Source organism: Streptomyces sp. NPDC127106, assembly GCF_042677605.1.
Classification (GTDB): domain Bacteria; phylum Actinomycetota; class Actinomycetes; order Streptomycetales; family Streptomycetaceae; genus Streptomyces.
In genome coordinates this window covers 28,301-43,020 of the sequence record NZ_JBHXTC010000060.1, presented here as the reverse complement: position 1 = coordinate 43,020, position 14,720 = coordinate 28,301, and the positions used below count along the sequence as shown (strand labels likewise).

General features: G+C 70.6%; 14 protein-coding genes. 1 reads left to right on the top strand and 13 read right to left on the bottom strand.

Features of this window, described 5'->3' with window-relative positions:
• The 13 genes from ACFVGY_RS32125 to pyrR all read right to left on the bottom strand — a co-directional run.
• The coding region (locus tag ACFVGY_RS32125) for an S-adenosylmethionine synthetase N-terminal domain-containing protein (protein WP_385684183.1) at positions 1-654 on the bottom strand (654 nt) is incomplete at its 3' end.
• Positions 655-849: 195 nt separating this feature from the next.
• Positions 850-2,052, bottom strand: coding sequence for a bifunctional phosphopantothenoylcysteine decarboxylase/phosphopantothenate--cysteine ligase CoaBC (gene coaBC, locus ACFVGY_RS32120; RefSeq protein WP_385684180.1), 1,203 nt, complete (start codon positions 2,050-2,052; stop codon positions 850-852).
• A gap of 100 nt (positions 2,053-2,152) precedes the next feature.
• Positions 2,153-2,425, bottom strand: a complete 273-nt coding sequence (rpoZ, locus tag ACFVGY_RS32115; protein ID WP_114056739.1) for a DNA-directed RNA polymerase subunit omega — start codon at positions 2,423-2,425, stop codon at positions 2,153-2,155.
• Positions 2,426-2,507: 82 nt separating this feature from the next.
• Positions 2,508-3,071 carry a guanylate kinase gene (gene gmk, locus ACFVGY_RS32110; protein ID WP_385684177.1) on the bottom strand — a complete coding sequence of 188 codons (564 nt, stop codon included), beginning with the start codon at positions 3,069-3,071 and terminating at the stop codon, positions 2,508-2,510.
• A 61-nt stretch (positions 3,072-3,132) separates the two neighbouring features.
• Positions 3,133-3,456, bottom strand: coding sequence for an integration host factor (locus ACFVGY_RS32105; RefSeq protein WP_008740406.1), 324 nt, complete (start codon positions 3,454-3,456; stop codon positions 3,133-3,135).
• Positions 3,457-3,737: 281 nt separating this feature from the next.
• Positions 3,738-4,574, bottom strand: a complete 837-nt coding sequence (gene pyrF, locus ACFVGY_RS32100; RefSeq protein WP_385684174.1) for an orotidine-5'-phosphate decarboxylase — start codon at positions 4,572-4,574, stop codon at positions 3,738-3,740.
• On the bottom strand, positions 4,571-5,680 hold the full coding sequence (locus ACFVGY_RS32095; protein WP_385684189.1) for a quinone-dependent dihydroorotate dehydrogenase: 1,110 nt from the start codon (positions 5,678-5,680) through the stop codon (positions 4,571-4,573). Before ACFVGY_RS32095 ends, pyrF begins: the two co-directional genes overlap by 4 nt.
• A gap of 85 nt (positions 5,681-5,765) precedes the next feature.
• Positions 5,766-9,074, bottom strand: coding sequence for a carbamoyl-phosphate synthase large subunit (gene carB / locus ACFVGY_RS32090; RefSeq protein ID WP_385684171.1), 3,309 nt, complete (start codon positions 9,072-9,074; stop codon positions 5,766-5,768).
• Positions 9,067-10,230 carry a glutamine-hydrolyzing carbamoyl-phosphate synthase small subunit gene (gene carA / locus ACFVGY_RS32085; protein ID WP_385684168.1) on the bottom strand — a complete coding sequence of 388 codons (1,164 nt, stop codon included), beginning with the start codon at positions 10,228-10,230 and terminating at the stop codon, positions 9,067-9,069. The genes carB and carA overlap by 8 nt, the downstream gene beginning before the upstream one ends.
• Positions 10,227-10,808, bottom strand: coding sequence for a hypothetical protein (locus ACFVGY_RS32080; protein ID WP_385684165.1), 582 nt, complete (start codon positions 10,806-10,808; stop codon positions 10,227-10,229). The genes carA and ACFVGY_RS32080 overlap by 4 nt, the downstream gene beginning before the upstream one ends.
• Entirely contained in the window at positions 10,805-12,091 is a 1,287-nt protein-coding gene (locus ACFVGY_RS32075) for a dihydroorotase (protein WP_385684163.1), read from the bottom strand. The genes ACFVGY_RS32080 and ACFVGY_RS32075 overlap by 4 nt, the downstream gene beginning before the upstream one ends.
• 2 nt (positions 12,092-12,093) lie before the next feature.
• On the bottom strand, positions 12,094-13,089 hold the full coding sequence (locus ACFVGY_RS32070; protein ID WP_385684160.1) for an aspartate carbamoyltransferase catalytic subunit: 996 nt from the start codon (positions 13,087-13,089) through the stop codon (positions 12,094-12,096).
• A gap of 135 nt (positions 13,090-13,224) precedes the next feature.
• Complete coding sequence (pyrR, locus tag ACFVGY_RS32065; RefSeq protein ID WP_385684157.1) at positions 13,225-13,827, bottom strand: bifunctional pyr operon transcriptional regulator/uracil phosphoribosyltransferase PyrR; 603 nt, start codon at positions 13,825-13,827, stop codon at positions 13,225-13,227.
• Between the two features lie 249 nt (positions 13,828-14,076).
• Here pyrR and bldD point away from each other — a divergent pair, with 249 nt between their 5' ends.
• Positions 14,077-14,577 carry a transcriptional regulator BldD gene (gene bldD / locus ACFVGY_RS32060; RefSeq protein ID WP_030841550.1) on the top strand — a complete coding sequence of 167 codons (501 nt, stop codon included), beginning with the start codon at positions 14,077-14,079 and terminating at the stop codon, positions 14,575-14,577.
• Positions 14,578-14,720: the final 143 nt, after the last annotated feature.

Genomic DNA, 14,720 nt, shown 5'->3' with positions numbered 1-14,720 from the left:
GACGAACTCGCGGATGTCGGGGGCGAGCAGCGACTCCAGGTCGATGTCGGAGGCGTGCTGCGAGGACACCACGACCGTGTCGAGGCGGACGGCCTTGTCGCCGTCGTACTCGATGGTGACCTGGGTCTTGCCGTCGGGACGCAGGTACGGGATGGTCCCGTTCTTGCGGACCTCGGACAGGCGGCGGGAGAGCCGGTGCGCGAGGTGGATCGGGAGCGGCATGAGCTCGGGCGTCTCGTCGCACGCGTAGCCGAACATCAGGCCCTGGTCGCCGGCGCCCTGCTTGTCGAGCTCGTCCTCGTCGCCCTCGACACGCTGCTCGTACGCACTGTCGACGCCCTGCGCGATGTCCGGGGACTGCGCGCCGATGGACACCGACACGCCGCAGGAGGCGCCGTCGAAGCCCTTCTTCGAGGAGTCGTAGCCGATCTCGAGGATCTTCTCGCGGACGAGCTGCGCGATCGGCGCGTACGCCTTCGTCGTCACCTCACCCGCGATGTGCACGAGACCGGTGGTGATGAGCGTCTCCACGGCCACGCGCGAGGTCGGGTCCTCGGTGAGGAGTGCGTCGAGGATCGTGTCGCTGATCTGGTCAGCGATCTTGTCGGGGTGGCCCTCGGTGACGGACTCCGAGGTAAACAGGCGGCGGGACACATCGCTCCCTGGGGTTGCAGCGGCTGCTGGCTGATCATTTGGCGAAACCTTACCGGGGGCTGCGCCCGGTCACGTTCCGAATGCAGTTTATCGGTCGCCACCGTTCGCCGGACCACCCGTCTCGCCTTCTGGGAGCCGTGTGACCTGCGGCACTCCATTCTGGCTCATGGAATCGGCTTCGAGAAGGGCCATCCGTCAGGTGAGTCGGGGAGCGACCTGGTCCCAAAGGGCGTCCGCCAGAGCCTCCTTGGGACCATAGGGGACGGCGAGCTCCTGACCGTCAGAGGAAAGGATCACCGCCTCGTTCTCCTCCGAACCAAAGGTCTTCGTCTCGCCGACCTCGTTCACGACGAGAAGATCACACTTCTTGCGGAGGAGTTTGGCGCGCCCGTTCGCCAGAACGTCGTCGGTTTCCGCCGCGAAACCGACGATGACCTGCCCCTCCCGGGCCCGGTCGGCCGAGATCTCGGCGAGGACGTCGGGGTTGCGGACGAGGGCGACGGGAGCGGGATCCTGTCCGTCCTGCTTCTTGATCTTGCCGGCGGCGTACGCGGCCGGCCGGAAATCGGCCACGGCCGCGGCCATCACCACGGCGTCGGCGTCGGCGGCCGCCTTGAGCACCGCCTCCCGCAACTGTACGGCCGTGCCGACGCGGACGACGTCCACCCCGGCCGGGTCGGCGAGCGCGGTGTTGGCGGCGACGAGGGTCACCCGGGCGCCGCGCGCCACGGCGGTGCGGGCCAGCGCGTAGCCCTGCTTGCCGGAGGAGCGGTTGCCGAGGAAGCGGACCGGGTCGAGGGGCTCGCGGGTACCGCCCGCGCTGATCACCACGTGGCGCCCGGCCAGGTCGGACTCGGCCGCCCCGCGGGCCAGGACCCGGACGCAGACCTCGTAGATCTCCTCCGGGTCGGGCAGCCGACCCTTGCCGGTGTCCTTGCCGGTGAGCCGGCCGACCGCGGGCTCGATCACGACGGCGCCGCGGCGGCGCAGCGTGGCCACGTTCTCCTGGGTGGCGGGGTGCTCCCACATCTCGGTGTGCATGGCGGGGGCGAAGACCACCGGGCAGCGGGCGGTGAGCAGGGTGTTCGTGAGGAGGTCGTCGGCCAGCCCGTGAGCGGCCTTGGCCAGCATGTCCGCGGTGGCGGGGGCGACGACGACGAGGTCGGCGGTCTGGCCGATGCGCACGTGAGGCACCTCGTGGACGCTCTCCCAGACCTCCGTGCCGGCCGGGTTCCCGGAGAGGGCGGCCCAGGTGGCCTCACCGACGAAGTTGAGGGCCGACGCGGTGGGGACCACCCGCACCTCGTGGCCGGACTCGGTCAGCCGGCGCAGCAGCTCGCACGCCTTGTAGGCGGCGATCCCGCCGCTCACCCCGAGCACGACCTTCGGCTTACCCACCACACACGCCCCTTCGGCTGACCGTTGCTACGTACCTATGACACACCACAGGCCCGGCAGGTGTACTGCCGGGCCTGTGGTGCAAGGAATTCTCGGTGCCTTACTGGACCGGGGCCTCGATGGCCTCGGAGGTCAGCAGACCCGCATTGATCTCGCGCAGCGCGATCGAAAGCGGCTTCTCGTGGACGTGGGTGTCCACGAGCGGGCCGACGTACTCGAGCAGGCCCTCACCGAGCTGCGAGTAGTACGCGTTGATCTGACGCGCGCGCTTGGCCGCGTAGATCACGAGGCTGTACTTCGAGTCCGTGGCCTCGAGCAGCTCGTCGATCGGCGGGTTGATGATGCCCTCGGGCGCGGTGATGGAAGAGGACACGCTCTACCTTCCGAAGATCGGGTGAAAGTTCAGACGCTGGCCGGTCTTGCCATCCGGAAGCGGATGGAGCACCGGTCAACGGTCACACAACATCCATCAAGGCTAGCAGCTCACGCGCCACGTCCTCGACGGAGGTATTGACCAGGGTGGTGTCGAACTCGGACTCGGCCGCCAACTCGACCTTGGCGGTCTCCAGGCGGCGCTCGATGACCTCGGCGGACTCGGTGCCCCGGCCGGTGAGCCGGCGGACCAGTTCCTCCCAGCTCGGCGGGGCCAGGAAGACCAGCTGGGCCTCGGGCATGGACTCGCGCACGAGGCGGGCGCCCTGGAGGTCGATCTCCAGGAGGACGGGCTCGCCGTTCTCCAGGCGCTCGGTCACCGCGCCGCGCGGTGTGCCGTAGCGGTTGCCCGCGAACTCGGCCCACTCCAGCAGCTCGCCGTTGGCGATCAGCTTGTCGAACTCGTCGTCGTTGACGAAGAAGTAGTGGACTCCGTGTCGCTCACCGGGCCGCGGCTTGCGGGTGGTGGCCGACACCGAGAGCCACACCTCGGGGTGGACCTTGCGCATATGCGCGACGACCGTGCTCTTGCCGACCCCCGAAGGGCCGGAGAGCACGGTCAGCCGCGGACGAACCTCTGCTGCCATAGAGCGATTATCCAGGTTCTCGGGACTGCCTGAGAACGCCGGAGGAACTCCGGGCAACACGTCAGCCGGCAGGGGTGCCGAACTCACGCTCCAGGGAGGCGATCTGGTTGGAGCCGAGACCTCGGACACGCCGGGACTCGGAGATGCCGAGGCGCTCCATGATCTGCTTGGCGCGGACCTTGCCCACGCCAGGCAGGGACTCCAGCAGGGCGGAGACCTTCATCTTGCCGATGACGTCGTTCTCCTGGCCCGTCTTGATGACCTCTTGGAGCGAGGCGCCGGAGTGCTTGAGTCGATTCTTCACCTCGGCCCGCTCCCGGCGAGCCGCGGCGGCCTTTTCGAGCGCGGCTGCGCGCTGTTCAGGGGTAAGGGGCGGAAGAGCCACGCCTACGTCACCTCGGATGTCGAACTGTCGGATATACGGACCGGTGGGGAACCCGAGGGCGCCACACCAGGCGAGTGCCCGAACAGCGGTGGAACTCGTTCGCTGCTCGTTCACTCTGGTCGGAGACTAGCGGCCGCGGCCGCTCCAGTCAGCGAGAACGGACGAAAAGTCCTGGTCAGCCTCCACTGAACCGTACATCACGGACAAACCACCCCGGTTTTGTCCGGTGAAAGACGTTCGATTTTCGTCAGACCGTACGACGTGCACCCCGGTCGGCGCCGTCAGGCGGCGACGGCCTCCCGGATCTCGGTCGCGAAGCGGAATGCCGATGCGCGCAGCGCGGCGGCGTCAGGACCGTGCCCCAGCACCCCGCGCGACACGTTGGGGACGACGTTGCGCACGGCCGTGCCGAAGACCCGCGGCAGGTCGGCCGCGCTGGCGCCCTGCGCGCCGATGCCGGGGGCGAGCAGCGGGCCGTTGATGTCCAGGTCGAAGGAGGACAGGTCGCCCAGCGTCGCGCCGACGACCGCACCGAAGGAGCCCATGGGCGCGGCTCCCGCGTTCTCCTCGGCCAGGTGCGCGAGCATGGTCGCGCCGATGGTCCGGCCGTCCTCGCGGACCGCCCGCTGGACCTCGGCGCCCTCCGGGTTCGAGGTCAGGGCCAGGACGAACAGGCCGGCCCCGGACGCGCGGGCCAGCTCCACGGCGGGGGCCAGCGAGCCGTAGCCCAGGTACGGGGAGACGGTCAGGGCGTCGGAGAACAGCGGCGAGTCCTGGTGCAGGAAGGTCTCGGCGTACGCGGCCATGGTGGAGCCGATGTCGCCCCGCTTGGCGTCCATGACCACGAGGGCGCCGGCCGCCCGGGCGTCGGCGACGGTCTGCTCCAGCACCGCCACGCCGCGCGAGCCGAAGCGCTCGAAGAAGGCCGCCTGCGGCTTGAACACGGCCACGGTGTCGGCGAGCGCCTCGACGACGGTGCGGGAGAACCGCTCCAGGCCTGCGACGTCGTCGTTCAGCCCCCAGGAGGACAGCAGGGAGGCGTGCGGGTCGATGCCCACGCACAACGGGCCGCGCTCGTCCATGGCGGAGCGCAGACGGGTACCGAAGGAGAGCGTCACTGGGCGGCCTTTCGGGTTTCGGCGCCGACGGCCTCGGCGAGGGTGGCGTACGGGCTGGCGGCCAGGCGCGCGGCCAGGCCCTTGTGGATGGCGCGGGCGTAGCACGGGCCCTCGTAGATGAACGCGCTGTATCCCTGGACGAGCGTGGCGCCCGCCAGGATCCGCTGCCAGGCGTCCTCGGCGTTCTCGATGCCCCCGACGCCCACGAGGACCAGGCGGTCGCCCACACGGGCGTACAGGCGGCGCAGGACCTCCAGGGAGCGCTGCTTGACGGGGGCGCCGGACAGGCCGCCGGTCTCCTCGACCAGGGCGGGGTCGGACTTCAGGCCGAGGCCCTCGCGGGCGATGGTGGTGTTGGTGGCGATGATGCCGTCCAGGCCCAGTTCCAGGGCCAGGTCGGCGACGGCGTCCACGTCCTCGTCGGCGAGGTCGGGTGCGATCTTCACCAGGAGCGGGACGCGGCGGTCGGTGACGGTGCGGTCCGCGGCCTCGCGGACGGCCGTCAGCAGGGGCCGCAGGGACTCGGTGGCCTGGAGGTTGCGCAGGCCCGGGGTGTTCGGCGAGGAGACGTTGACGACGAGGTAGTCGGCGTGGCGGGCCAGGCGCTCGGTGGAGGTGACGTAGTCCGCCACGGCCTCCTCCTCCGGCACGACCTTGGTCTTGCCGATGTTGACGCCCACGACGGTCCGGAAGACCGGCCGACGGGCCTCCAGCCGGGCCGCCACGGCCGCAGAGCCCTCGTTGTTGAAGCCCATGCGGTTGATCAGCGCGCGGTCCGGCACGAGCCGGAACAGCCGCTTCTTGGGGTTGCCGGGCTGCGCCTGGGCGGTGACCGTGCCGATCTCGACGTGGTCGAAGCCGAGCATGGACATGCCGTCAATGGCAACGGCGTTCTTGTCGAAGCCCGCGGCGAGGCCGAAGGGGCCGTGCATGCGCAGGCCGAGGGCCTCGGTGCGCAGCTCCTTGAACCGGGGGGCCAGGGCGGCAGCGGCGAAGGTGCGCAGGACCGGGGTGCGGGCCGCCAGGCGGATCCAGCGGAAGGCCAGGTAGTGGGCCTCCTCGGGGTCCATCCGCTTGAAGACCAGGTTGAAGAACAGCTTGTACATCGTTCGGAAGATCCCTCGTGCGCTCATGGAGAGGGGGACACCACCGCGCGTCGCGCTCGTGGTGTCCCCCTCTCCGTACGGGCTGTTAGTCGCGTGCGGCGGTCAGGTGCTCGGCGTGCTCCTGGAGGGAGCGGACGCCGACTTCGCCGTGGCCCAGGGCCTCGATGCCCTGGACGGCCGCGGCGAGTGCCTGGACCGTGGTGAGGCACGGGACGCCGCGCGCCACGGCCGCGGTGCGGATCTCGTAGCCGTCGAGGCGGCCGCCGGTGCCGTACGGGGTGTTGACGATCAGGTCGACCTGGCCGTCGTGGATGAGCTGGACGATGGTCTTCTCGCCGCCGGGGCCCTCGCCCTCGCTGAGCTTGCGCACGACGGTGGCGTTGATGCCGTTGCGGCGCAGGACCTCGGCGGTGCCGGAGGTGGCGAGCAGCTCGAAGCCGTGGGCGACGAGCTCGCGGGCCGGGAAGATCATCGAGCGCTTGTCGCGGTTGGCGACGGAGATGAACGCGCGGCCCTTGGTGGGCAGCGGGCCGTAGGCGCCGGCCTGCGACTTGGCGTAGGCCGTGCCGAAGACCGAGTCGATGCCCATGACCTCGCCGGTGGAGCGCATCTCCGGGCCGAGGACGGTGTCCACGCCGCGGCCGTGGATGTCGCGGAAGCGCGACCACGGCATGACGGCCTCCTTGACGGAGATCGGCGCGTCCAGCGGCAGGGTGCCGCCGTCGCCGGTCTTCGGCAGCATGCCCTCGGCGCGCAGTTCGGCGATGGTGGCGCCGAGCGAGATGCGGGCGGCGGCCTTCGCGAGCGGGACCGCGGTGGCCTTCGAGGTGAAGGGGACGGTGCGGGAGGCGCGCGGGTTGGCCTCCAGCACGTAGAGGATGTCGCCGGCCATCGCGAACTGGATGTTGATCAGGCCGCGGACGCCGACGCCCTGGGCGATGGCCTCGGTGGAGGCGCGCAGGCGCTTGATGTCGAAGCCGCCGAGGGTGATCGGGGGCAGGGCGCAGGCCGAGTCGCCGGAGTGGATGCCGGCTTCCTCGATGTGCTCCATGACGCCGCCGAGGTAGAGCTCGGTGCCGTCGTAGAGGGCGTCGACGTCGATCTCGATGGCGTCGTCGAGGAAGCGGTCGACCAGCACCGGGCGGGTCGGGGAGATCTCCGTGGACTCGGCGATGTACGCCTCCAGGCGCGTCTCGTCGTAGACGATCTCCATGCCGCGGCCGCCGAGCACGTAGGACGGGCGGACGAGGACCGGGTAGCCGATCTCGTCGGCGATGGCCTTCGCACCCGCGAACGTGGTGGCGGTGCCGTGCTTGGGGGCGGGCAGGCCGGCCTCGGCCAGGACCCGGCCGAAGGCGCCGCGGTCCTCGGCGGCGTGGATGGCCTCCGGGGAGGTGCCGACCACGGGGACGCCGTTGTCCTTGAGCGCCTGGGCGAGGCCGAGCGGGGTCTGGCCGCCGAGCTGGACGACGACGCCGGCGATGGGGCCGGCGAGGGACTCGGCGTGGACGATCTCCAGCACGTCCTCGAGCGTGAGCGGCTCGAAGTACAGGCGGTCGGAGGTGTCGTAGTCGGTGGAGACGGTCTCCGGGTTGCAGTTGACCATCACGGTCTCGTAGCCGGCGTCGCTCAGGGCGAAGGAGGCGTGGACGCAGGAGTAGTCGAACTCGATGCCCTGGCCGATGCGGTTCGGGCCGGAGCCGAGGATGATCACCGCGGGCTTCTCGCGCGGGGCGACCTCGGACTCCTCGTCGTAGGACGAGTAGAAGTACGGGGTCTTCGCGGCGAACTCGGCGGCGCAGGTGTCGACCGTCTTGTAGACGGGGCGGACGCCGAGGGCGTGGCGGAGCTCGCGGACGACGTCCTCGCGCAGGTCCCGGATCTCGGCGATCTGGGCGTCGGAGAAGCCGTGCCGCTTGGCCTCGGCGAGGAGCGCGGGGTCGAGGCGCTCGGCGGATGCGAGCTCGTCGGCGATCTCCTTGATCAGGAAGAGCTGGTCGACGAACCACGGGTCGATCTTGGTGGCCTCGAACACCTCCTCCTGGGTGGCGCCGGCGCGGATGGCCTGCATGACGGTGTTGATGCGGCCGTCGGTCGGGCGGACCGCCGCCAGGAGCAGCTCGTCCTTGTCGCCGGGCTCGCCGGTGAAGGTGAACCGGGAGCCCTTCTTCTCCAGGGAGCGCAGGGCCTTCTGGAGGGCCTCGGTGAAGTTGCGGCCGATGGCCATGGCCTCGCCCACCGACTTCATGGTGGTGGTGAGGGTGGCGTCGGCGGCCGGGAACTTCTCGAAGGCGAAGCGGGGGGCCTTGACGACGACGTAGTCGAGGGTCGGCTCGAAGGAGGCCGGGGTCTTCTCGGTGATGTCGTTGGGGATCTCGTCGAGCGTGTAGCCGACGGCCAGCTTGGCGGCGATCTTGGCGATCGGGAAGCCGGTGGCCTTGGAGGCGAGCGCCGAGGACCGGGACACGCGCGGGTTCATCTCGATGACGATGATCCGGCCGTCGACCGGGTTGACCGCGAACTGGATGTTGCAGCCGCCGGTGTCGACGCCGACCTCGCGGATGATCGCGATGCCGATGTCGCGCAGCCGCTGGTACTCGCGGTCGGTGAGGGTCATCGCCGGGGCGACGGTGATGGAGTCGCCGGTGTGGACACCCATCGGGTCGAAGTTCTCGATGGAGCAGACGACCACGACGTTGTCGGCCTTGTCGCGCATCAGCTCCAGCTCGTACTCCTTCCAGCCGAGGATGGACTCCTCCAGAAGCACCTCGGTGGTCGGGGAGAGCGTGAGGCCCTGGCCGGCGATGCGGCGCAGCTCCTCCTCGTCGTGGGCGAAGCCGGAGCCGGCGCCGCCCATGGTGAAGGAGGGGCGGACGACGACGGGGTAGCCGCCGAGGGTGTCCACGCCGGCGAGGACCTCGTCCATGGTGTGGCAGATGACCGAGCGGGCGGACTCGCCGTAGCCGATCTTGGCCTTGACGGCCTCGACGACGCCCTTGAAGAGGTCTCGGTCCTCGCCCTTGTTGATGGCCTCGACGTTGGCGCCGATGAGCTCGACGCCGTACTTCTCCAGCACCCCTTGCTCGTGCATCGAGATGGCGGTGTTCAGCGCGGTCTGGCCGCCGAGGGTGGGCAGGAGTGCGTCGGGACGCTCCTTGGCGATGATCTTCTCGACGAACTCGGGGGTGATCGGCTCGACGTACGTGGCGTCGGCGATCTCCGGGTCGGTCATGATCGTCGCGGGGTTGGAGTTCACCAGGATGACCCGCAGGCCCTCGGCCTTGAGGATGCGGCAGGCCTGGGTACCGGAGTAGTCGAACTCGGCGGCCTGGCCGATGACGATCGGGCCGGAGCCGATGACCAGGACGGACTGGATATCGGTGCGCTTAGGCACGCTCGGCCTCCATCTGGGCTGTGTTCATCAAAGACGTGAAGCGGTCGAAGAGGTACGCGGCGTCGTGCGGGCCCGCGGCCGCCTCGGGGTGGTACTGGACGCTGAAGGCCGGCTGGTCGAGCAGCTGGAGGCCCTCCACCACGTTGTCGTTGAGGCAGACGTGGGAGACCTCGGCGCGGCCGTAGGGGGTCTCGGAGACCTTGTCGAGGGGCGCGTCGACGGCGAAGCCGTGGTTGTGCGCGGTGACCTCGACCTTGCCGGTGGTGCGGTCCTGGACCGGCTGGTTGATGCCGCGGTGGCCGTACTTCAGCTTGTAGGTGCCGAAGCCGAGGGCGCGGCCGAGGATCTGGTTGCCGAAGCAGATGCCGAAGAGCGGGGTCCTGCGCTCCAGCACGCCCTGCATGACGGAGACGGCGTGGTCGGCGGTGGCCGGGTCGCCGGGGCCGTTGGAGAAGAACACGCCGTCCGGCCGGACCGCGTAGATGTCCTCGACGGTGGCCCCGGCGGGCAGGACGTGCACCTCGATGCCGCGTTCGGCCATGCGGTGCGGGGTCATGCCCTTGATGCCGAGGTCGACGGCGGCGACGGTGAACTTCTTGTCGCCGATCGCGGGAACGACGTACGGCTCCTTGGTGGCGACCTCGGCGGAGAGGTTGGCGCCCTTCATCTGGGGGGAGTCCTGGACGCGGGCCAGCAGGACCTCGTCGCGGACGCCCTCGAAGGCCTCGCCGGAGAAGATGCCGACGCGCATGGCGCCGCGCTCCCGCAGGTGGCGGGTCAGGGCGCGGGTGTCGATGCCGCTGATGCCGACGACGCCCTGGGCGGCGAGCTCCTCGTCCAGGGAGCGCCGGGCGCGCCAGTTGGAGGGGACGCGGGCGGGGTCGCGGACGACGTAGCCGGAGACCCAGATGCGGGAGGACTCGGGGTCCTCGTCGTTGACGCCGGTGTTGCCGACGTGCGGGGCGGTCATCACGACGACCTGCCGGTGGTACGACGGGTCGGTGAGGGTCTCCTGGTAGCCGGTCATGCCGGTGGAGAACACGGCCTCGCCGAAGGTCTCCCCCACTGCGCCGTAGGCGCGGCCGCGGAAGGTGCGACCGTCCTCCAGGACGAGTACGGCGGGAGCTTTGGCTGCTCCCCTGGTGGAGGTCGTCATCGTTCGGCGCCTTCCGTCGTGGTGGATGTGTTCATGTGGTTGACGGCTTCGACCCAGGCGGCGTGTTCGGCCGCCCGGTCGGAGCGGAATCCGGAGTCGATCAGTGTGTCGCCGTGCGCCCAGGTGACGACGAGCAGACCGCCCTCGGTGAGTACCTTGCCCGCGATCCCCTTGTCGAGGCGGGCGCCGCGCAGCTGCGCGGCCGGTACGAAGAAGTCGGTGGCACCCGGACGGACCACTTCGAGGCCCTCGTCCGTGAGGGTGAGTTCGACGCGGCTGCGCACGCCCAGACCGTGGGCGACGATCCGGTCGAGCCACTGCCCGGCGGTGGTGGACCCGTGGTACCGGCCGGTGAGGGCCAGCCGGTGCTCGGGGAGTCCGCCGGGGGCGGCGGGCAGTTCCGGCAGGTCGCTCTGCAGGGCGCCGCGCCATTTCCAGCCCTGCCGCATCAGCCAGTACACGAAGGCGATGAAGACGAGCAGACCGATCACCCACGCGATGCGGGCGCCCCAGTCCGTCACCTCCGCCGACTTCTGTTCGGCGACCTCTGCGGCCAGTCGGATTGCTCCAGGTGTCACGCCAGTTTCCCGTCCACGACCGTTGTACGGCCCCGCAGGAAGGTGTGAGTGACGCGTCCCGGCAGCTCGCGGCCCTCGTAGGGCGTGTTGCGGCTGCGGGAGGCGAAGTGTGCGGGGTCCACGACACCACGGTACGAGGTGTCGACGAGGACGAGGTTCGCGGGTTCACCTGCCGAGACGGGGCGCCCGTGGTGCGGGAGGCCGCCGATGCGGGCCGGGGCGCAGGACATGCGCTCGGCGACGCCCGCCCAGTCGAGGAGGCCGGTCTCGACCATCGTCTGCTGGACGACGGAGAGGGCGGTCTCCAGGCCGACCATGCCCATGGCGGCCGCGGCCCACTCGCAGTCCTTGTCCTCGTGCGGGTGCGGGGCGTGGTCGGTGGCGACGATGTCGATCGTGCCGTCGGCGAGGGCCTCGCGCAGGGCCATGACGTCGCGCTCGGTGCGCAGCGGCGGGTTGACCTTGTAGACGGGGTTGTAGGAGCGGACCAGCTCGTCGGTGAGGAGGAGGTGGTGCGGGGTGACCTCGGCGGTGACGTCGATGCCGCGGGACTTGGCCCAGCGGACGATCTCGACGCTGCCGGCGGTGGACAGGTGGCAGATGTGGACGCGGGAGCCGACGTGCTCGGCGAGGAGGACGTCGCGGGCGATGATCGACTCCTCGGCGACGGCGGGCCAGCCGCCCAGGCCCAGTTCGGCGGAGACGACGCCCTCGTTCATCTGGGCGCCCTCGGTGAGGCGGGGCTCCTGGGCGTGCTGGGCGATGACGCCGCCGAAGGCCTTCACGTACTCCAGGGCGCGGCGCATGATCACGGCGTCGTCGACGCACTTGCCGTCGTCGGAGAAGACGGTGACCTTGGCGGCGGACTCGTGCATGGCGCCGAGCTCGGAGAGCTTCTTGCCCTCCAGGCCGACGGTGACGGCACCGATGGGCTGCACGTCGCAGTAGCCGGCCTCCTGGCCGAGGCGCCAGACCTGCTCGACGACGCCGGCGGTGTCGGCGACGGGGAAGGTGTTCGCCATGGCGAAGACGGCGGTGTAGCCGCCGGCCGCGGCGGCACGGGTGCCGGTGAGGACGGTCTCGGAGTCCTCGCGGCCGGGCTCGCGCAGGTGGGTGTGCAGGTCGACGAGGCCGGGGAGGAGGACCTGGCCAGCGGCCTCGATGACCGTGGCGCCGTCGGCGGAGAGGTCCTGCCCGACCTCGGCGATGGTCTCGCCGTCGATCAGGACGTCCTGCGCCTCGCCGCCGAGGACCTTCGCACCGCGGATAAGGATCTTGGTCATGGTTACTTGGTCTCCTCGGTGCGGACGGCGGGGGCGGTGCTGGTGGTGACGGCGGGCTCGGAGCCACCGAGCAGCAGGTACAGGACGGCCATGCGGATGGACACGCCGTTGGCGACCTGCTCGACGACCGTGCAGCGGTCGGAGTCGGCGACCTCGGCGGTGATCTCCATGCCGCGGACCATGGGGCCGGGGTGCATGACGACGGCGTGCTCGGGCATCTTCGCCATCCGGGCGGCGTCCAGGCCGTAGCGGCGGGAGTACTCGCGCTCGGTCGGGAAGAACGCGGCGTTCATGCGTTCGCGCTGCACACGCAGCATCATGACCGCGTCGGACTTCGGCAGCACCTCGTCGAGGCTGTAGGAGACCTCGCAGGGCCAGCTGCCGACGCCGACGGGGAGCAGGGTGGGCGGGGCCACGAGGGTGACCTCGGCGCCGAGGGTGTGCAGCAGGTCCACGTTGGAGCGGGCGACGCGGCTGTGCAGGACGTCGCCGACGATGGTGATCCGGCGGCCGTCGAGGCCCTTGCCGAGGCCGGCGTCGCGGCCGACGAGGCGGCGGCGCATGGTGAAGGCGTCCAGCAGGGCCTGGGTGGGGTGCTGGTGGGTGCCGTCGCCGGCGTTGATGACGGGGGCGTCGATCCAGCCGGAGGTGGCGAGCCGGTAGGGGGCGCCGGAGGCGTGGTGGCGGATGACGACGGCGTCGACGCCCATGGCCTCCAGGGTCTGGGCGGTGTCCTTGAGGGATTCGCCCTTGGAGACCGAGGAGCCCTTGGCCGCGAAGTTGATGACGTCGGCGGAGAGCCGCTTCTCGGCGGCCTCGAAGGAGATCCGGGTGCGGGTGGAGTCCTCGAAGAAGAGGTTGCAGATCGTGCGGCCGCGGAGGGTGGGCAGCTTCTTTATCGGCCGGTCGGCGACCCGGGCCATTTCCTCGGCGGTGTCGAGGATCAGGACGGCGTCGTCGCGCGTGAGGTCGGCGGCCGAGATGAGGTGGCGCTTCATCTGGGTGCTCCGTAAGTCGGGGGAGGTCAGAGCGGCGGGGCTGGCTCGCCGGCGTGCGGGCAGGGCAGGCCGGCGCGCGGGCCCCGGGAACGGGGCCCATCACTCGTACGGGCGTACGGGGGTCCGTGGGTACGGCTACGGCTGCTGCGCGGCCGCCGGGGCGGTCTGCTGGCCGAGCAGTACGGCGTCACGGCCGTCCTCCTCCTGGAGCTGGACCTTGACGGTCTCCCGCAGGGAAGTGGGGAGGTTCTTGCCGACGTAGTCGGCGCGGATCGGCAGTTCGCGGTGGCCGCGGTCGACGAGGACCGCGAGCTGGACGGCGCGGGGGCGGCCGAGGTCGCCGAGGGCGTCGAGGGCGGCGCGGATGGTGCGGCCGGAGAAGAGAACGTCGTCGACGAGGACGACGAGACGGCCGTCGATGTCGTCGCCGGGGATCTCGGTGCGGCCGATGGCGCGGGCCGGCTTCATCCGCAGGTCGTCGCGGTACATGGTGATGTCGAGGGACCCGACCGGGATCTTCGATCCGGTGATCTCTTCGAGCTTGGCGGCCAGCCGGCGGGCGAGGAACACACCGCGGGTGGGAATGCCGAGGAGCACCACGTCGTCGGCGCCCTTGGCGCGTTCGACGATCTCGTGGGCGATGCGGGTCAGTACCCGCGCGATGTCCTGTGCTTCGAGCACGGGGCGCATCGCTTCGGTGCCCACGCCAGTGGCGTTCTGGGCAGCCTGAGCGTCCATGGGAAGGACCTCCTTCTCCGCCTCACGGGACGGACCTTAAAGGACGTCTGTACAACGCCGTCCACGGTACCAGGGGGATCGGGGTGGGGCCGAACCGGGGCGGCGCGGCGCCGCTCGTACGTGGTCGAGGGACGGCATTCGGCTTGACGCATCCAAGTCACGCTGCGTAACCTCACAGTGAGTTACCAGCCGCGCGGCGGAGCCGCATGGTCTCCATGTAGTCACAGCGTCACAGCGTCCGGGAGCGTTATGTCCAGCGAATACGCCAAACAGCTCGGGGCCAAGCTCCGCGCCATCCGCACCCAGCAGGGCCTCTCCCTCCACGGTGTCGAGGAGAAGTCGCAGGGCCGGTGGAAGGCCGTGGTGGTCGGTTCGTACGAGCGCGGGGACCGCGCCGTGACCGTCCAGCGCCTCGCCGAGCTGGCGGACTTCTACGGGGTACCGGTGCAGGAGCTGCTGCCGGGCACCACCCCCGGCGGTGCGGCCGAGCCGCCGCCGAAGCTGCGCCTCGACCTGGAGCGGCTGGCGGGCGTGCCCGCCGAGAAGGCCGGCCCGCTCCAGCGCTACGCGGCCACCATCCAGAGCCAGCGCGGCGACTACAACGGCAAGGTGCTGTCGATCCGCCAGGACGACCTGCGCACCCTTGCGGTCATCTACGACCAGTCGCCCTCGGTCCTGACCGAGCAGCTGATCAGCTGGGGCGTCCTCGACGCCGACGCGCGTCGCGCCGTGGCGCACGAAGACGCCTGATCCCGGTCCCGGGACCAGCAGAAACGTTACCGGTGTGGGGGGGGGGGGGGCGGCGCGGGGGGGGCCGCCCACCGCCGTTGGGTGAGATGGGGGGGCCCCGCCGCCCGCGGGGGCCGCGCGCGCGAGGACTGACAGGAGGGGCG

What these genes read in the sequence shown, in the direction of transcription:
- gmk (WP_385684177.1), bottom strand. Translation starts at nt 3,071, where the DNA reads ATGGCAGCAGAGGTTCGTCCGCGGCTGACCGTGCTCTCCGGCCCTTCG.
- ACFVGY_RS32095 (WP_385684189.1), bottom strand. Translation starts at nt 5,680, where the DNA reads ATGTACAAGCTGTTCTTCAACCTGGTCTTCAAGCGGATGGACCCCGAG.
- carA (WP_385684168.1), bottom strand. Translation starts at nt 10,230, where the DNA reads ATGACGACCTCCACCAGGGGAGCAGCCAAAGCTCCCGCCGTACTCGTC.
- ACFVGY_RS32075 (WP_385684163.1), bottom strand. Translation starts at nt 12,091, where the DNA reads ATGACCAAGATCCTTATCCGCGGTGCGAAGGTCCTCGGCGGCGAGGCG.
- ACFVGY_RS32070 (WP_385684160.1), bottom strand. Translation starts at nt 13,089, where the DNA reads ATGAAGCGCCACCTCATCTCGGCCGCCGACCTCACGCGCGACGACGCC.
- pyrR (WP_385684157.1), bottom strand. Translation starts at nt 13,827, where the DNA reads ATGGACGCTCAGGCTGCCCAGAACGCCACTGGCGTGGGCACCGAAGCG.
- bldD (WP_030841550.1), top strand. Translation starts at nt 14,077, where the DNA reads ATGTCCAGCGAATACGCCAAACAGCTCGGGGCCAAGCTCCGCGCCATC.